This is a genomic window from Streptomyces sp. NPDC054794 (genome assembly GCF_053611585.1).
Map to the genome: position 1 here is coordinate 25,648 of NZ_JBSHAQ010000030.1, position 17,536 is coordinate 43,183.

A 17,536-nucleotide genomic window follows, 5' to 3' on the forward strand; every position below is an offset into this window, starting at 1 on the left:
ACAGCATGACCACCTCCACCGAGTGGCAGAAGTCGTCCTTCTCCGGCGGAGGTGAGGGCAACGACTGCGTCGAGATCGCGAACTTGGACATCCACATAGCCGTCCGCGACTCGAAGGCCCCGGCCAGGGCAACCCTCACCTTCCCGAGCGGAGCCTTCGCCACCTTCATAGAAGCCCTGAAGAACCCCGGCTACTCCACCGTCACCGACTTCGCCAGGTTCCGAGGCTGATCCACCTCGTTGCCCCGGGCAGTAGCCAGTTCGCAGGCGAAGACCTGCAGGGGCACCGTCGCCACCAGGGGCTGCAGCAGGGTCGGGGTCGCCGGGATGCGGATCAGGTGGTCGGCGTACGGCACCACCGCCTCGTCCCCCTCCTCCGCGATCACGATCGTCCGCGCGCCCCGGGCCCGGATCTCCTGGATGTTGGAGACGATCTTGTCGTGGAGGACGGACCGGCCCCGAGGCGACGGCACGACCACCACCACCGGCATGTCCTCCTCGATCAACGCGATCGGCCCGTGCTTGAGCTCGCCCGCCGCGAAGCCCTCGGCGTGCATGTACGCCAGCTCCTTCAGCTTGAGCGCGCCCTCCAGCGCCACGGGGTAGCCGACGTGCCGGCCGAGGAACAGCACCGTGTTCTTGCCGGCCAGGGACCGCGCCAGCGCCCGCACCGGCTCCATCGTCTGAAGCACGCGCTCGACCTGGCAGGAGATCTGCGAGAGGTCGCGGATCACCGCCCGGATCTCGTCGCCCCACTTGGTGCCCCGCACCTGGCCGAGGTACAGCGCGACCAGATAGCAGGCCACCAGCTGGGTCAGGAACGCCTTGGTCGAGGCGACCGCGACCTCCGGCCCGGCGTGCGTGTACAGCACCGCGTCCGACTCGCGCGGGATCGTCGAACCGTTGGTGTTGCAGATCGCCAGCACCTTGGAGCCCTGCTCGCGGGCGTGCCGAAGGGCCATCAGGGTGTCCATGGTCTCGCCGGACTGCGAGATGGCGATGACCAGGCTGCGGGAGTCGAGGATCGGGTCGCGGTAGCGGAACTCGCTGGCCAGTTCCACCTCGCACGGGATCCGGGTCCAGTGCTCGATGGCGTACTTGGCGATCAGCCCGGCGTGGAAGGCAGTACCGCAGGCGACGATGACGACCTTGTCGACCTCGCGCAGTTCGGCCGCGCTGATGCGGACCTCGTCCAGGGTCAGCGAGCCGGCCGCGTCGATGCGGCCCAGGAGCGTATCGGCGACCGCCTTGGGCTGCTCGGCGATCTCCTTGAGCATGAAGTAGTCATAACCCCCCTTTTCCGCTGCCGACGCGTCCCAGTCGACGTGGTAGGAGTGCACCTCGGCGGCGCTGCCGTCGAAGCCGGTGACGCTCACGCCGTCCCGGCGCAGCTCCACCACCTGGTCCTGACCCAGCTCGATCGCCGCGCGCGTGTGGGCGATGAACGCGGCGACGTCCGAGGCGAGAAAGGCCTCGTCCTCTCCAACGCCCACCACCAGCGGCGAGTTCCGCCGCGCGCCGACGACCACGTCGGGCTGGTCGGCGTGCACCGCGACGAGGGTGAACGCGCCCTCCAGCCGCCTGCACACCAGCCGCATCGCCTCCGCGAGGTCGGCGCAGGACGAGTACTCCTCGGCCAGCAGGTGGGCGACCACCTCGGTGTCGGTCTCGGACGTCAGGTCGTGGCCGCGCTCGGCCAGCTCGGCCCGCAGCAGCGCGAAGTTCTCGATGATCCCGTTGTGCACGACCGCGACCCGGCCCGCGTTGTCGTGGTGCGGATGGGCGTTGGCGTCGGTCGGACCGCCGTGCGTGGCCCAGCGGGTGTGCCCGATACCCGTCGTACCGGTCGGCAGCGGCCGTTCGACCAGTTCCTTCTCCAGGTTGACCAGCTTGCCGGCCTTCTTCGCACCGGCCAGCCCACCGTCCGCGAGCACGGCCACGCCCGCCGAGTCGTATCCCCGGTACTCCAGCCGCTTCAGCCCGGCCATCACGACATCGAGCGCCGACTGCGCCCCCACGTATCCCACGATTCCGCACATGTGCCGCAGCCTAGGGGCCGACGCCGGTGTGAAAGTAGCCGCCGCGTGCCCGAAATCGGAAATTCCCACCAGAGTACGAAAGCCGCCGGTGCGCGGGACGTAGGAGACCCTGGGACCAACAACCCAGTACAGAGAGAGGCCTTCTGTGAGCTACAGCCCGTCGATCCACAAGTTCGTCGAAGGCAGCGACGCGCCCGTCCCCTTGGACAAGGATGTCGTTCGGGCGGTTCTCGATCCTTACGACATCGGTGACCCGACACTCACGGTGATGGAGGACGGACGCCTGCAGTACTGGGTCCGGGCCGTGGACCGTAGTGAGGCCGAGATCTTCGTCGACGAGACCGGCATCCAGGTGGAGCGTCCGCATTCCGGTCCCGGCGTATTCGCCATCGTGGCCGAACTTGCCTCACGGCTGGAAGCGGTGATCTTCGAACCGGGCGAGGGTGTATTCCTCTGCGGCACCGAAGCGCATGCGCGCCTTCCCGCAGGCATGCGGGAAAAAGCCGTACTGATCGAGATGACGGGTGACGCCGTGGAGGCCGCCCTGATCGGACCACGGCCTGCCTGACCGAGAGACACGGCGTGAACGGCCGACATCCACCGCGGGTGGGCCCGTCCCTGCGACGGAGCGGGTCCACCCGCCGACGTCTTTCGAAGGCAGGGCAACCCACGATGGCGAGACAGCGTGAGCAGTACGGCATTCTCTAGCACCTGAGAGAGGTCGCCCCCGGTACCGCCGTGCCGCCCCCCTTCGCGGACCGATCTGCGGGACGCCGTGCTGCCGGTGGTGCGGGAGGCGACACCGCTCCTGACAGATGTGAGCATCAGCCCGCGCTGGGACCCGATTCCCAGCACGAGCGCGCTGGCCGCCGTCGAGGAGGTCGTCGACTACGCATTGGCCAAAAATGCGAATCGAATCAGGAACTGGCTTCAGAAGACCAGGAGGCCGGACCTGGACTGGGAGGCATATTTCGGGACGAGAAACTCTCTTGGCAAGGCCTACTACCCGGACGGGACCTGGAAGGAGGCGGGCAACGCGTACTACATCAAGCTCGTGCGAGCCCCGGGACCCCCGAACGGCTACTACGTACAGGATTGCTATCCGACGTGAGGAGGTAAGTCGCGATGCCACGCTTCACAGATTTCGACTTCGGTGTGTCGTGGGTGATGGGTTTCTTCCACCAGGACTGGACCCACGACGGTGACACGGCTGCCGACGTCGTCGCCAAACATCTCGCGGAGTCGGTCGACGAGGAGGCTCTGGCAGTACGCCGTGACGCACGGATTCTCGGCAACCTTCCGTCACCGACTTTGGAGGTGCTGTGGGAAGCCGGAGCGCAGTACATACCGAGATTCGAAAGTCTTGGAGGAGGAGCCGAGTGGACGCGGACGGTCGTCGCCCTGTGTGACGCGCGGCTGTCGGCGAACCCGGATGTGCGCCCGCTCACGGGGGCGGACACGGAGGACGGCATGGCATGCCTCGACGCGGTCGTCGCCGAGATCGAGGGGGCGCAGTTCCTGGCGGCCGAGGTGCGTGCGGCGCTCACCGACTGCGCGAGCCGCTGCACCCCGGAGCTGGCGTTCCGGGTGTTGCTGAGAGCCATCAGAAGTGCCCCTGACGCCTCGCTGTCCTCCGAGCAGTACGCGAGGCTGGAAGCCATCGGATCGGCTCTCCAGTACGGCGAATTCGTCGTGGACTTCGTCAGGTACCTGGTCGAACAGCAATAGCAGGACGGCGTTCCTCTCCAAGACCACATCGGAGGGGAACGCCGTCCGGCTTGCCTGCCACGGTACGCAGTAGGCAAGCGCACGTGACGCACCCCACCCGCACCCCCGTTCAAACTCCGTTAACAATGGACTGTGATCTCTCCGGTCTCCTCGATGCCCCGGAGCGCCCACCGGTCCCGGCCGGAGGTGACTCCCTACGTCGACCTCACCCGTGCCGAGTGGAGCGCGCTGCGCGACAAGACGCCGCTGCCACTCACCGCCGAGGAGGTCGAGAAACTGCGTGGTCTCGGCGATGTCATCGACCTCGACGAGGTGCGGGACATCTATCTGCCGCTGTCCCGGCTGCTCAATCTCTACGTCGGTGCCACCGACGGACTCAGAGGGGCGCTGAACACGTTCCTCGGCGAGCAGGGCTCCCAATCGGGCACCCCGTTCGTCATAGGAGTCGCCGGCTCGGTGGCGGTCGGGAAGTCCACGGTGGCCCGTCTGCTCCAGGCCCTGCTCTCCCGCTGGCCCGAACATCCGCGCGTCGAACTGGTGACTACGGATGGCTTCCTGCTGCCCACCAAGGAGCTGGAGGCCCGCGGTCTGATGTCACGCAAGGGATTCCCCGAGTCGTACGACCGGCGCGCGCTCACCCGCTTCGTCGCCGACATCAAGGCCGGCAAGGACGAGGTGACGGCCCCCGTCTACTCCCACCTGATCTACGACATCGTCCCGGACAGGAAGCTCACCGTCCGCCGCCCCGACATCCTCATCGTCGAGGGCCTGAACGTCCTCCAGCCGGCCCTGCCCGGCAAGGACGGCCGCACCCGGGTCGGCCTCGCGGACTACTTCGACTTCAGCGTGTACGTCGACGCGAGCGCCGAGGACATCGAGCGCTGGTACCTCAACCGGTTCAAGAAGCTGCGCCAAACGGCCTTCCAGAACCCGGACTCGTACTTCCGCAAATACACGCAGGTCTCCGAGGAGGAGGCCCTCGACTACGCCCGGACGCAGTGGCGGTTGATCAACAAGCCGAATCTGGTCGAGAACATCGCCCCCACCCGTGGCCGCGCCACCCTGGTCGTCCGCAAGGGCCAGGACCACAAGGTGCAGCGGCTGCGCCTGCGCAAGCTGTGACGTGTTCATGGAGGCCTGTTAAAAAGGCGTCATGCTGCATCTGCGTCTGATCATCCCGGCCGACCGCACCGACGAGGTGGTCCGACTCATCGAGCGCACGGTCGGTACGACTCACCTCGTGGTGGTGCTGGGTGCCGCGCGCAACCCGGCCGGAGACGTCGTCATGTGCGACGTGGCGCGGGAGGCGGGCGACGAGCTCCTCGGGGCGCTGCGGACGCTGGGCATCGACGAGAAGGGCTCGATCGCGGTCGAGAACATCGACCTGTCGCTGTCCAGGCGGGCCGACAAGGCCGAGGAGGAGGCGCCGGGCGAGGGCGCTGACGCGGTGCTGTGGGAGCACCTGGAGGACGCGACACACGAGGAGTCGACGCTGTCCGCCACCTACGTCGCCTTCCTCACCATCGCCACGATGATCGCGGCCTGCGGTGTGGTGCTGGACAACGCGATCCTGATCGTGGGTGCCATGGCGGTCGGGCCGGAGTTCGGGCCGCTCGCGGGCCTGTGCACGGCGCTCGTCCAGCGTGCCCCGCGGCTGGCGGCGCGCTCGCTGAACGCGCTGCTCGTGGGCTTCGCGGTGGCCCTGCTGGTGACGGTCGGCTTCACATACTTCATGGACGCCGTCGGCCTGTTCACCAAGGTCCAGTTGGAGGCCGAGCGGCCGAACACCAACTTCATCTACCGGCCGGACGCGTTCTCGTTCGTCGTCGCCGTCCTGGCGGGTGTCGCCGGCACCCTGTCGCTCACTTCGGCGAAGTCGGGTGCCCTGGTGGGCGTGGCGATCTCGGTGACGACCGTTCCGGCGGCGGCGAACGCCGCCGTGGCCTTCGCCTTCACCGAGTACCGGCAGGCCTGGGGCTCCACGGAGCAGCTGTTGCTGAACCTGCTGGGCATCGTTCTGGCCGGAACGCTCACGCTGCTGGCCCAGAAGTGGTTCTGGGCCAGGCAACGGGAACGTACGGCGAGGACGCCGCGGTTCTAGCCGAGAGCCGACTTCACGGCGTCGGCCAGGCGGCCCGCGACCGTGCGGGCCTGGTCGATGTCCGCGGCCTCGACCATCACGCGCACCAGCGGCTCCGTGCCCGACGGGCGCAGCAGCACCCGGCCGGTGGAGCCGAGTTCGCGCTCGGCCTCGGTGATCGCGGCCGCCAGGTCGGCGGAGGTGCCGACGCGGGTCCGGTCGACGTCCGGGACGTTGATGAGCACCTGCGGCAGCCGCTCCATGACCGAGGCGAGGTCCCGGAGGGTACGGCCGGTCTCGGCGACGCGGGCGGCCAGCAGCAGGCCGGTGAGGGTGCCGTCGCCGGTGGTGGCGTGGTCGAGGATGATGACGTGGCCCGACTGCTCGCCGCCGAGGGCGAAGTCGTGCTGCTTCATCTCCTCCAGGACGTAGCGGTCGCCGACGGCGGTCTGCACGAGGTGGATGCCCTCGCGCTCCATGGCCAGCTTGAAGCCCAGATTCGACATCACGGTCGCGACGACGGTGTCGGAGCGCAGTGCGGAACGCTCCCGCATCGCCAGCGCGATCACGGCCAGGATCTGGTCGCCGTCCACGGCCTCGCCGGTGTGGTCCACGGCCAGGCAGCGGTCGGCGTCGCCGTCGTGCGCGATGCCGAGGTCGGCGCCGTGCTCGACGACGGCGGCCTTGAGCTTGTCCAGGTGGGTGGAGCCGCAGCCGTCGTTGATGTTGAGGCCGTCCGGCTCGGCACCGATGGTGACGACCTCGGCACCGGCCCGCGTGAAGGCCTCAGGGGAGACGCCGGCGGCCGCGCCGTGCGCCTCGTCGAGGACGATCTTCAGGCCGTCGAGACGGTTCGGGAGCACGCCGAGGAGGTGGGTGACGTACTGCTCGAAGCCCGCGTCGTAGGTCCGCACCCGCCCGACGCCCGCGCCCGTCGGCCGCTCCCAGGGCTCGCCGTGCCGGTGCGACTCGTAGACGGCCTCGATCCTGTCCTCCAGCTCGTCGGCGAGCTTGTGGCCGCCGCGGGCGAAGAACTTGATCCCGTTGTCGGGCATGGCGTTGTGGCTGGCGGAGAGCATGACGCCGAGGTCCGCGCCGAGCGCGCCGGTGAGATGCGCCACCGCGGGCGTCGGCAGCACGCCGACGCACAGCACGTCCACGCCCGCGCTCGCCAGGCCCGCGACCATGGCGGCCTCCAGGAACTCCCCGGACGCGCGCGGGTCCCGTCCGACCACCGCCGTCGGCTTGTGGCCCTCGAAAGTGCCCGCCTCGGCCAGTACGTGGGCCGCCGCGACAGAGAGGCCGAGCGCCATCTCGGCCGTCAGGTCCGCGTTGGCGACACCGCGCACGCCGTCCGTGCCGAAGAGTCGTCCCACTTGTCCTCCTGAGGAAGCGTCAGTTTCGGAAGCCGTCGGGCATTCGCTGGTTCGATGCCCGGTCGGTTCGGCTCCGCATCCCAGGCATTCCATGCCTGAACATCCGATCACACAAGCCTTTGAGCGTCTTGTGCCATTAGACCCAAAGATGTGTGATAAACGAACGCCCCGGCGGCACTGTGGCGTGCCGCCGGGGCGTTCGGAGTACGAGCAGGCAGCGAGATCAGCGCTTGCTGTACTGCGGGGCCTTGCGGGCCTTCTTCAGACCGGCCTTCTTGCGCTCGACCGCACGGTCGTCGCGCTTGAGGAAGCCGGCCTTCTTCAGCGGGCCGCGGTTGTTGTCGACGTCCGCCTCGTTCAGCGCACGGGCGACACCCAGACGGAGCGCACCGGCCTGACCGGAGACACCGCCACCCGCGATACGGGCGATGACGTCGTAGCGGCCTTCGAGCTCCAGCACCTTGAAGGGCTCGTTGACTTCCTGCTGGTGCACCTTGTTCGGGAAGTAGTCCTCGAGGGTGCGACCGTTGATCTTCCACTTGCCGGTGCCCGGAACGATCCGGACGCGGGCAATGGCGTTCTTGCGACGGCCCAGGCCGGCGGCCGGCTGGGGCTCGCCGAAGCGGGAGGCCAGGGACTCCGAGGTGTACTCGCCCTCGACGGGAACCTCGGACTCGGTGGTGTAGCTGTCGATGTCGACGAGCTCGGTCTCTTCGAGCGGCTGCTCGGCAGTGGTCTCGGCCACGATTCTCCTCAGATTCTCTTCGGTCTTAGGGGGTGGCCGGACTTACTGCGCGACCTGGGTGATCTCGAACGGCACCGGCTGCTGGGCAGCGTGCGGGTGCTGGTCGCCCGAGTAGACCTTCAGCTTGGAGAGCATCTGACGGCCCAGGGTGTTCTTGGGGAGCATGCCCTTGACGGCCTTCTCGATGGCCTTCTCGGGGTTCTTGGCGAGCAGCTCGTCGTAGCGGACGGAGCGCAGACCACCCGGGTAGCCGGAGTGGCGGTACGCCATCTTCTGGGTCCGCTTGTTGCCGGAGAGGTGCACCTTGTCGGCGTTGATGATGACGACGAAGTCACCGGTGTCGACGTGGGGGGCGTAGATCGGCTTGTGCTTGCCCCGGAGGAGGGTCGCTGCGGTGGTGGCGAGACGGCCCAGGACAACGTCCTGGGCGTCGATGACGTGCCACTGGCGCGTCACATCGCCGGGCTTGGGGCTGTACGTACGCACGGTTCGTAGCCTTCGCTTCTTCAGTGAATGGTCCTGACAAGGTCACCGAAGACGATCACGACAGCCCTGACCGCACTGCGGTGACGCAAACCGCGTGCAGGTCGCTGGTCATCGGCCCGGTGGACCGGTGTAAGGGCCAGGTCCGTGAGAAGAGCCAAGCCAATACACAACGAAGAAGCAGAATACCTGCGGTGCCTCGGCTGGGTCAAAACGGTGCCGATGCGTGCCAGGTTCCGCCTGTCCGTGCACCCAGTGTAGGGCGCCGTCACTGGGGGCTGCCGCCCTCAGTACCCCGCTTCGGCCCGGACGGCCTCGACCTCGGATGCCGGCCGGTTGAGATGCGCCGACCAGTACTGATAAGTCCCCTATCGCCCGTAGTAGAGGCGCACCCGTCCCCCCAGGACCCCGTCTAAGATGCGCCCCATGAGTTATGGGCAGGGGGGACCCCAGTCCCAGTGGGATCCCTGGAAACCGCAGTCACAGCAGCCCTGGAGCAGCGGCAGCGGCAGCGACCAGACCCCGGACTGGGCCGCGCTCGCCGAGGCCTCGGAGACGCGCAACAAGCGGCGCCGAGTGCTGTTCATCGGCGGCGGCGCGCTCGCGACGGTGGCGATAGGCACCGCCGTCGCCATGGCCATGGTGTCCGCGAACGGCGACAACAACGCGTCGGGGCAGCCGTCGAACCTGCCCGCGAGCGCCTCGCTGCCGAGCGACACCTCCGATCCGGCGCCGTCCTTCGACCCGACCAGCGCCCCGCCGCCGCTGGACCCGAAGGACTTCATCTCCGACGTGAAGAAGGACACGGCACCGCTGAGCGCCGAGACCCTCTTCCCGGGCACCCAGCTGACCATGGGCGAGACGGTCTACAAGAAGGGCCCGACGGCCGACACCAAGGACTGCGCCTCGGCCACGCGGGGCAGCCTCCCGAAGGTCCTCACCACCAACGGCTGCACCCGCGTGCTGCGGGTCAGCTACATCAAGGACGGCGTGGCGGTGACCGTCGGCGTCGCCGTCTTCGACACCGAGGCCAAGGCCGCCAAGGCCAAAGGCCAGGCCGACCGGAAGAGCTTCGTGAAGTCGCTCGACGGCAAGGGCGTGAAGTCCTTCTGCAACGCGGCGATCTGCCGGTCGACGACCAATTTCTACGGCCGCTACGCCTACTTCACCGTCGCCGGCTTCACCAACGGCAAGGACGTGACGACCAAGGACACGAAGGTCTTCTCGACCGGCGACGACCTGGCCGAGTTCACGTTCCGGCAGATCCGCCGCCGGGGCGAGGCCCAGGCGTCGGCCGCGGCGAACGGCTGAGCCGGGGGCGCGCACGCCCCCGGACCCCGCCAGGCCCGGTCAGGGCCTGGCGGAGCTCTTCCAGGAGCCGCGCTTGATGCGCAGCCGGAGCGGCACCACCGCCGACTCCAGCTGCGTGCGCAGCGTCATCTTCGAGACCCCCTCGGTCCGCTCCTCGAAGCGGATCGGGATCTCGACGGCGTCGTGTCCGGCCCGGACCGCCTTGTACTTGAGCTCGACCTGGAAGCTGTAGCCCGCGCTGTCCAGGGACGACAGGTCCACGTCCCGCAGGGTGAGTGCCGACCACAGGTTGAAGCCCGCCGTGATGTCCCGGATCCGGGTGCCGAGCACGGCCCGGGCGTAGGCGTTCGCGAAGCGGGACAGCAGGACGCGGTGGACCCCCCAGTCCTCGTCCAGCGACCCCCCTTCGACGTACCGGCTGCCGACCACCAGGCCCACCCCGGACGTCACCGCCACGTCGAGCATCCGCGGCACCGCCTCCACGGGGTGGCTGCCGTCGGCGTCCATCTGGACGACGTACTCGGCGCCCTCCTCCAGCGCGGCGCTCATGCCCGCCGTGTACGCCCGCCCCAGCCCGTCCTTCTCGGTCCGGTGCAGCACGCTCATCCGGCGCGCGCCGTCGGTGTTGTACTTCTCGGCCAGCTCCTCGGCGATCCGGCCGGTGCCGTCCGGACTGGAGTCGTCGACGATCTTCAGATGCAGGCCGTCCAGCGGCAGACCCAGCACCGCCTCGGCCATCCGCGGCAGGTTCGCCGCCTCGTTGTACGTCGGCATCACCACGGTGACCCGAGCGTTCCGGTAGGACTCGTCCATTCCTTATTCCTCCCCATGGGGCGCGGGTCTACCCAGCGCCCGGAACCGCCAGCCCGCCGCGGTCCAGCGGTCCGCGTCGAGCACCCCCCGGCCGTCCACGATGCGCGGACGGCGCACCAGCGACCGCGCCGGTTCCGGGTCGATCTCCCGGAACTGCGGCCACTCGGTCAGATGCAGGACCAGATCGGCCCCGCGCAGCGCCTCCTCGGCCGACAGCGCGTACCCGAGCAGCGGGAACGCCTTGCGGGCGTTGTCCGTCGCGGCGGGGTCGTACACCGTGACGTCGGCCCCGTCGAGCCGCAGCCGGGCGGCCACGTTCAGCGCGGGCGAGTCGCGGATGTCGTCCGAGTCGGGCTTGAAGGCGGCGCCCAGAACCGTGATCCGGGCGCCCAGGACGTCTCCCCCGCACAGCTCGCGCGCCAGCTCCACCACCCGGTCCCGGCGCCGCATGTTGATCGCGTCCACCTCGCGCAGGAACGCCAGCGAGACCCCCAGTTCGTCGGCGCGGTGCGCGAAGGCGCGGATGTCCTTGGGCAGGCAGCCGCCGCCGAAGCCGACGCCGGAGCGCAGGAAGCGGCCGCCGATCCGGTCGTCGTGGCCCAGCGCCTCGGCGAGCCGGGTGACGTCCCCGCCGGCCGCCTCGCAGACCTCGGCCATCGCGTTGATGAAGGAGATCTTGGTGGCGAGGAAGGCGTTCGCGGCCGTCTTCACCAGCTCGGCGGTCGGGAAGTCGGCGGTCACGGCCGGGGTCCCGGCGGCGAGGACGGGCTCGTACACCCTGCGCAGAATCGTTTCGGCGTGGTCCGACTCCACCCCGAACACCAACCGGTCCGGCCGCAGCGTGTCCTCGACGGCGAAGCCCTCCCGCAGGAACTCCGGATTCCACGCCACCTCGGCGTCGCACACCGCGGCCAGCCGCGCCGCCGTCCCCACCGGCACGGTCGACTTGCCGACGAGCAGGGCGTCCGGCGCCGCGTGGCGCGCGATGGCCGCGAAGGCGGCGTCCACGTACGTCAGGTCCGCGCCCTCGGAGTCCTTGAGCTGCGGGGTGCCGACGCACACGAAGTGCACCTCGCCGAAGGCCCCGGCCTCCTCGTAGGAGGTGGTGAAGCGCAGCCGGCCGCTAGCCGTGTGCTCGGCGATCAGCTCGGGCAGCCCCGGCTCGTGGAAGGGCACCCGCCCGGCCCGCAGCGCGGCGACCTTGTCGGGGTCGACGTCGACGCCCAGCACCTCGTGGCCGAGCTCCGCCATGCAGGCGGCATGGGTGGCACCGAGGTAGCCGGTGCCGATGACGGTGAGCCGCATGGATACGGCCTTTCGTGTTCAGGCCCTTGCTCAGGGATTGCTCGGGGATGGAGAAAGCCCTTGCCAAGGGGGGAGAAGACCCCTGTTCAGGGGTGGAGAAAAGTGGCGAAAAGAGGAGGCGAGCGGCGTCAGGCGGTCTTCACCCAGACCCGGTAGGCGCCGGTGCCGCCCGAGCTGAGCCGGAAGGGGATCTTGCCGATCAGCCGGTAGTGGCCGCTCTTGGTGACCTGCCGCTCGATGTACGCGTCCAGCCCCGGCGTCGCCACCCCGTCCAGGACGACGAGGTCGAAGTAGCCGTCCTTGAGGGCGAGGCGGTACCCCTCGTTCCCGTGGTGGACGACGCCCTTCTTGTCGGGGTAACCGATGCCGTAGGTGGAGGTCCACTGCGAGTGCTTCGTCTTGTCCCGCAGGTAGTAGACGGGCACCTCGTAGGTCTCGCCGAGGTAGCGGCCGCCGGGCTCCATGTACGGCTCGATCGCCTGGACCAGGCCCGAGGAGTCGGGCCACAGCCCGAACCGCCACTCGGACTGCGAGACGCCGAGGCACAGCGCGCTGACCCAGATCATGATGCCGAGCTGCGGGTAGCGGAAGTGCTTGCCGACCAGCCGGATCACGCCGACGCCCGCCATCGGGGCGGCGAAGAGCAGACCGAAGTCGAGGTGCTTGTAGAGCGAGACCACGGTGTGCAGATGGATCTGGTACGCCGGTGCCAGCAGCGCGGTCCCGGCCAGCGTCACGCCGAGCAGCGCGCGCCAGCGCCAGCCGGGGCCGTTCAGACCGTAGGAGCGCGGAGACTCGTTCATCCGGCCGCGCAGCGCGTAGGCGACGGCGCCCGCGACGGCGGTGGCGAACATCAGCCCGCCCCACTGCGCGGACTTCTCCAGCAGCGCCGAGGCGGTGTCGGTGCCGTGGGCACGGTTGGTGGTGGTCTGCCGCACACCGGCGAGCACGTCGGTGTACATGAGGCCGATCCCGGCCAGCGCGGCGGTGCCGACGCCGAGCAGGAGCGCACGCGGGACGCAGCGCCACCCGCGGTGGTGCCAGGCGGTCAGCGCCGCGAGGACGATCAGGGTGGGCACGTAGAGCGCGGAGGCGTACTTCACCGCCACCGCCAGCACCATGACCGGTGCCGCGAGCAGTACGGCGAACACGGGGGCGCGGTTGGTGCGGACGATGATCCACGCGGACAGTGCCAGCAGGAAGATCGCCGGGGCGTCGTACGTGGCGAACCAGCCGAGCACGATCGTCGGCTGGGTGACCGCGAACAGCGCGGCCGCCACCAGCGCGACCCGTTCGTTGAACAGGCGACGGGTGAAGGAGTAGAGCAGCACGGTGGCGCCGAGCATGCACAGCAGGCTGAGCGCCCGGGCCCCGGACAGGCCGAACCAGCCGTCGACGAAGGCCGCGGCCACGGGGTAGAGCATCGGCGAGCCGGAGAAGTACGACTCGTAGCCGCTGTGCAGCGGGGTGCCGCTCGCCCAGTGCTCCAGGATGTTGTGGCCCGCCGCCAGGTACAGGGCCTCGTCCTGGAACGCCGTGTTGGACAGCCTGAGCGACAGGAGCGTCTGGATGATCAGGAGGATGCCCAGAACCCCGCGGCTGACCCAGGCCCGGCGCCGGCTCGGGGTGTCGTCCCAGCCCGCGTCCGGGGTCTCGGGGATGTGGTAACCCGGTTCCGCCGGTTCCAGCTCAGGCTCCGGCTCCGCGACCGTGCGCAGCGCGAAGGTCGGCTGGTCGTCCAGCTGCTGGTACGGGTAGACCCGGGGGTCGTAGTCGTAGCTCTCAGGCACGTCATGGCCCTGGTGGACGTCATGGCCCTGGTGGCCGTGGACGCCCTGACCGTCGTGGCCCGGCTGCTGCCGCGGGACGTACCCGTCGGAGTTGAACCATCCGCCGGCCGCGTTGTCGTCGTCGGAGTAGGGGTCGTAGGGCCGAGGCGTGTAGTGCTCGGGGCGCGAGTTCATGCCGGCTTCCGTACGTCGAAGCCGAACCGGTCGTCGGCGGCCAGGCGCTTGAACTCCTTCAGCGCCAGCGGGCTCGCCTCCAGCCGCCAGTCGGCGCGCTTCCTGTGGTTGAACCAGATGAAGCCGATCATGTCGTCGTCGTCCTCGACGCCCGCGAACAGGTTGCGGACGTCGGCACGGCGCCGCTCGCCGGGCATGGCGGCGGTCTCCAGCAGGAGCATCGGCTTCTTGGTGCAGGTGCGGATCTGCTTCCGAGTGGGCCCGAACACGCTGTCGAACGCGTTGTCCTCGCCCGTCGTGAAGTAGCCGACCAGACCGATCCAGTCGACATAGGCGTCGCCCGGGTAGTACGGCTTCAGCCGCACGTCCGGCACCGGGTTGACGATGTTCGGCGCCCAGGCCCAGATGACGTTGGAGGCGCCGGCGTCCAGGAACGTCTTGTGGATGTGCCGCCAGGCGGCCACGTACTGCGCGGGGGTCGTGCTCTGCGTCCCCCACTTCTCCCAGTGGCCGTTGAACTCGTCCGCGAAGTCGATCACCACGGGCAGGTTCAGCTTCCGGACCGCCGTCGCGTACTTCTTGATGTACGCGTCCGACTTCCCGGCGGCGATGTCGGCGATCGGGGTGTCGAAGGGCTCCCAGGACATCAGCGTCAGCGCGCCCTCGGCCCAGGCGCGGCGCACCCCGCTGGCGTCGAAGCCGTCGCCCCAGCCCGCGTAGTACTCGATCAGGTTGGGCCGCTTGCCGACCATCTCCGTGTACGCGTCGACGGACTTCATGGAGGTCGGCGCGCCGGCGACGGCCGCCCCGAAGTACTTCTTGGCGGGCTTGAGCAGGGGTACGACGTCGTAGGGGAGGTCGGCGTCCGCGCTCGCGGAGGGATCCGCCCCGCCGGACGTGCCGTGCCCGGTCCCGGACGAGCCGTCGTCGGAGCCGAGCAGGGAGCAGCCGGTGAGGGCGAGCACGGTGAGCAGGCAGACCGCGAGCAGCGCCCGCATTCCGAAGAAACGTTTCGCCATCATCAAGCGGTCACCTCGGACCGGGGCTGGACCAGGACGCGGCCCACGACGAGGGCGTAGAAGAGCCCGGAGGACAGGATCAGGGCGAAGTTCGGGGCGTCCATGGTGAACGTCCGGTACACCGCCGCGGTGACCCAGATCAGGGCCGTGCCGCCGCTCCAGACCCACATGCCGAGCCAGAAGCGCCGGGTCTTGTTCTTCTTGGCGCCGGAGGAACCGGTCGGCTGCCAGCCCATGCGGTTCTTGCGCAGGATGTCCCAGATGGCGAAGACGTGCGCCCAGCCGTACATCATGCGGGCCGCCCAGGCCTCCAGGCGGTAGGGCGCCTTGTGCCACATCGGGAAGATGATCGTGGTGTAGAGGATGCTGGGCAGCACCAGGAGCAGATGCTCGACCTTGAGCTTCTCCGGCATCATCAGCAGCAGCACGATCGGGATCACCGGCGCCGCGAAGGTGAACAGCGCCGTGTGGATGTAGTAGAAGAACCCGGACATGTAGCACAGACGGCTGGAGAACTTGATCTTGCGCTGCCAGAACTTCCGGCTGCCGAGCAGGCTCATCGAACCCGAGCACCAGCGGTACTGCTGGTTGAAGAAGGCGCCCGCGGTGTCCGGGCACACGCCGGTGGACACGGCGACCGGCACATAACGCAGGTCCCAGCCGAGACCGCGCAGGTCGAAGCCGGTGTGCACGTCCTCGGAGTGCTCGATCAGCGTCGTACCGCCGTTGGTCTCCAGGGCCGCCCGGCGGTAGATGGCGCAGCTGCCGACGCAGATCGCGCCGTCGCTGCCCTGCCGGGAGACCTGCACGGACCGGTAGAACAGCTCCTGCACCGCGCCCGCGCCGCGCTCGATCCAGTTCTGCGAGTCCAGCACGCGGAAGTACTGCGGCGACTGGACGATGCCGATGCGCGGGTCGTCCTGCATGTACGGCAGGAGTTCTTCGAGCAGGTCGGCGCGCGGGGTGAAGTCGGCGTCCAGGATGAGGATGAACTCACCGTCGGACTGGCCGAAGCCGAAGTGCAGGTTGCCGGCCTTCTTGAACCAGCCGCGGTTGTCCCGGGTGCCGTAGCGGAACCCGAAGTCTCGGGCCATCGCCTCCAGTTCGGGGCTGGCGCCGTCGTCGAGGACGAACGGCACGCAGACACCGGGGTACCGGTCGGCCATCGCCCGCACGTGCCGCCAGGTGTTGTGCAGCACCTCGATGGGCTCGCCGCACACCGGCAGGAACACGTCGACCGTCGGGTAGACCTCGGGCCGCCAGTTCTGGACCAGCTGCCGGTGGTACGCGATGTCGAAGTCCCGGGTGAAGCCGTTCACCCGCAGCGACACCAGGTAGTAGACGACGGTGAAGACGAGGAGCGGCGTGTAGATCCACAGCACCGGCGTGGACTGCGCCAGCTTGAACTGGCTCACCACCAGACAGCAGAAACTGACGAGCGAGCTGATCGTCAGGATCCACAGATTCCGGCGTGCGTAGGAGTACTTCTCCTTGTCCGTCGGCGGCAGCGGCAACAGCCCCAGCGAGGCGTTCTGACCGCGTCCTGCTCGTCGCCGCCCGCCGTTCTGGCGCACGGCACGACGACCCCCGGTCCCCACGGGACCCACTGAACTCATTGATTTTCCTACCCCGGACCGTTGCGGCCCGTTGACCCCCCAGCCAACCCCGGCCACCCCATGCGAACAGATGGCCAGGACACGCAACTTTATCCGAGAGGTAGGAAACTGTTAAGAGATCAACGACCCCGTTACGCCGGGTAAGTCCCGACATGGGGCATAACTGCCGCGAAATGCGGGGTAACTAACAAGTTTCGCAGCCCGACGAACGGGACAGCGTCCGCTTGTTCCGCGCCTCCTTGTTCCGCGCGGCCAGCAGTTCGTCGGCGGGGTAGCCGACTTCCTCCAGCGTCAGCCCGTGCGGCCGTACGACATGCACGGCCGAGTCCCGGACGCCCGCCGCCAGCACCTTGCCCGGCCACTCCGGTCCCCGGTGCCCGTCCCCCACGAACAGCAGCGCGCCGATCAACGACCGCACCATGTTGTGGCAGAAGGCGTCCGCCCGGACGGTCGCGCTGATGATCCCGTCCTCGCCCCGCACCAGGCTCAGCTCCTGGAGCGTACGGATGGTGGTGGCACCCTCACGCTTCTTGCAGTAGGCGGCGAAGTCGTGCTCGCCGAGGAGGGCGCGGGCAGCCTCGTTCATGGCGTCCACGTCGAGCGGCCAGTCGTGCCACAGGACGTGGTTGCGCAGCAGGGGGTCGACGCCTCCCGGGTTGTCGGTGACGCGATAGGCGTAGCGCCGCCAGATCGCCGAGAAGCGCGCGTCGAAGCCCTCGGGGGCCTCGCCGAGGCGCCAGATCCGTACGTCCTTGGACAGCCGCCCGGCGAGCCGCTTCAGCAGCTTCTCGTGGTGCTCCGCCCACAGCTCGGCGGGCAGGTCGACGTGCGCGACCTGGCCGCGGGCGTGCACACCCGCGTCAGTGCGTCCGGCCACGGTCAGCTCGTAGATCGTGTCCCTGGTACGGGTCACCGTACGCAGGGCGTCCTCGATCTCCCCCTGCACGGTCCGCCTGCCGCCGGCCTGCTTGGCCCAGCCGTGGAAGCCGCCGCCGTCGTACGACAGGTCGAGGCGGATGCGGACGTGGCCGGGCTTCACTTCACTCACCTTCAGATCC

The 17,536-nt window shown here is 68.9% G+C and carries 17 protein-coding genes; 7 read left to right on the forward strand and 10 right to left on the reverse strand.

What is annotated here, in order from left to right:
• Nucleotides 1-5 precede the first annotated feature (5 nt).
• Entirely contained in the window at nt 6-230 is a 225-nt protein-coding gene (locus tag ACWGKT_RS28520; RefSeq protein ID WP_453275970.1) for a DUF397 domain-containing protein, read from the forward strand.
• Here the strand turns inward: ACWGKT_RS28520 and glmS are convergent.
• Nucleotides 191-2,038 carry a glutamine--fructose-6-phosphate transaminase (isomerizing) gene (gene glmS, locus ACWGKT_RS28525; protein WP_356154160.1) on the reverse strand — a complete coding sequence of 616 codons (1,848 nt, stop codon included), beginning with the start codon at nt 2,036-2,038 and terminating at the stop codon, nt 191-193. The two genes, ACWGKT_RS28520 and glmS, sit on opposite strands and share 40 nt — an antisense overlap.
• 145 nt (nt 2,039-2,183) lie before the next feature.
• Between glmS and ACWGKT_RS28530 the strand changes: the two genes are divergently transcribed.
• The 5 genes from ACWGKT_RS28530 to ACWGKT_RS28550 all read left to right on the forward strand — a co-directional run bounded on the left by ACWGKT_RS28530 (nt 2,184) and on the right by ACWGKT_RS28550 (nt 5,867).
• Nucleotides 2,184-2,606, forward strand: coding sequence for a hypothetical protein (locus ACWGKT_RS28530; RefSeq protein ID WP_453275971.1), 423 nt, complete (start codon nt 2,184-2,186; stop codon nt 2,604-2,606).
• Nucleotides 2,607-2,813: 207 nt separating this feature from the next.
• Entirely contained in the window at nt 2,814-3,149 is a 336-nt protein-coding gene (locus ACWGKT_RS28535; protein WP_453275972.1) for a hypothetical protein, read from the forward strand.
• A 14-nt stretch (nt 3,150-3,163) separates the two neighbouring features.
• Nucleotides 3,164-3,766: a hypothetical protein gene (locus tag ACWGKT_RS28540; RefSeq protein ID WP_453275973.1), complete on the forward strand. Its 603-nt coding sequence runs from the start codon at nt 3,164-3,166 to the stop codon at nt 3,764-3,766.
• A gap of 153 nt (nt 3,767-3,919) precedes the next feature.
• Nucleotides 3,920-4,888: a type I pantothenate kinase gene (gene coaA / locus ACWGKT_RS28545; RefSeq protein ID WP_453275974.1), complete on the forward strand. Its 969-nt coding sequence runs from the start codon at nt 3,920-3,922 to the stop codon at nt 4,886-4,888.
• Nucleotides 4,889-4,919: 31 nt separating this feature from the next.
• Nucleotides 4,920-5,867 (forward strand): DUF389 domain-containing protein, encoded by a 948-nt coding sequence (locus tag ACWGKT_RS28550; RefSeq protein ID WP_453275975.1) that lies wholly within the window; start codon nt 4,920-4,922, stop codon nt 5,865-5,867.
• Here ACWGKT_RS28550 and glmM read toward each other — a convergent pair.
• From glmM to rplM, 3 genes are all read right to left on the reverse strand, one after another.
• On the reverse strand, nt 5,864-7,222 hold the full coding sequence (glmM, locus tag ACWGKT_RS28555; RefSeq protein ID WP_356154163.1) for a phosphoglucosamine mutase: 1,359 nt from the start codon (nt 7,220-7,222) through the stop codon (nt 5,864-5,866). The two genes, ACWGKT_RS28550 and glmM, sit on opposite strands and share 4 nt — an antisense overlap.
• A 223-nt stretch (nt 7,223-7,445) precedes the next feature.
• Complete coding sequence (gene rpsI / locus ACWGKT_RS28560) at nt 7,446-7,967, reverse strand: 30S ribosomal protein S9 (RefSeq protein WP_235456313.1); 522 nt, start codon at nt 7,965-7,967, stop codon at nt 7,446-7,448.
• 42 nt (nt 7,968-8,009) lie between these two features.
• Nucleotides 8,010-8,453, reverse strand: coding sequence for a 50S ribosomal protein L13 (gene rplM / locus ACWGKT_RS28565; protein ID WP_235456314.1), 444 nt, complete (start codon nt 8,451-8,453; stop codon nt 8,010-8,012).
• A 423-nt stretch (nt 8,454-8,876) separates the two neighbouring features.
• On the opposite strand from rplM, the gene ACWGKT_RS28570 reads away from it, so the two are divergent.
• Complete coding sequence (locus ACWGKT_RS28570) at nt 8,877-9,761, forward strand: hypothetical protein (protein ID WP_356154166.1); 885 nt, start codon at nt 8,877-8,879, stop codon at nt 9,759-9,761.
• A gap of 39 nt (nt 9,762-9,800) precedes the next feature.
• Here ACWGKT_RS28570 and ACWGKT_RS28575 read toward each other — a convergent pair whose 3' ends face one another.
• From ACWGKT_RS28575 to truA, 6 genes are all read right to left on the reverse strand, one after another.
• Nucleotides 9,801-10,574: a polyprenol monophosphomannose synthase gene (locus tag ACWGKT_RS28575; protein WP_453275976.1), complete on the reverse strand. Its 774-nt coding sequence runs from the start codon at nt 10,572-10,574 to the stop codon at nt 9,801-9,803.
• 3 nt (nt 10,575-10,577) lie between these two features.
• A complete protein-coding gene (locus ACWGKT_RS28580; RefSeq protein WP_453275977.1) occupies nt 10,578-11,879 on the reverse strand; it encodes a UDP-glucose dehydrogenase family protein in 1,302 nt (433 codons plus the stop codon).
• 128 nt (nt 11,880-12,007) lie between these two features.
• Nucleotides 12,008-13,843 carry an ArnT family glycosyltransferase gene (locus tag ACWGKT_RS28585; protein ID WP_453275978.1) on the reverse strand — a complete coding sequence of 612 codons (1,836 nt, stop codon included), beginning with the start codon at nt 13,841-13,843 and terminating at the stop codon, nt 12,008-12,010.
• Nucleotides 13,840-14,862 (reverse strand): glycoside hydrolase family 26 protein, encoded by a 1,023-nt coding sequence (locus tag ACWGKT_RS28590; RefSeq protein ID WP_453276016.1) that lies wholly within the window; start codon nt 14,860-14,862, stop codon nt 13,840-13,842. The genes ACWGKT_RS28585 and ACWGKT_RS28590 overlap by 4 nt, the downstream gene beginning before the upstream one ends.
• 2 nt (nt 14,863-14,864) lie before the next feature.
• Entirely contained in the window at nt 14,865-16,280 is a 1,416-nt protein-coding gene (locus tag ACWGKT_RS28595; RefSeq protein WP_453276017.1) for a glycosyltransferase family 2 protein, read from the reverse strand.
• 382 nt (nt 16,281-16,662) lie between these two features.
• Nucleotides 16,663-17,526: a tRNA pseudouridine(38-40) synthase TruA gene (truA, locus tag ACWGKT_RS28600; RefSeq protein ID WP_453275979.1), complete on the reverse strand. Its 864-nt coding sequence runs from the start codon at nt 17,524-17,526 to the stop codon at nt 16,663-16,665.
• Nucleotides 17,527-17,536: the final 10 nt, after the last annotated feature.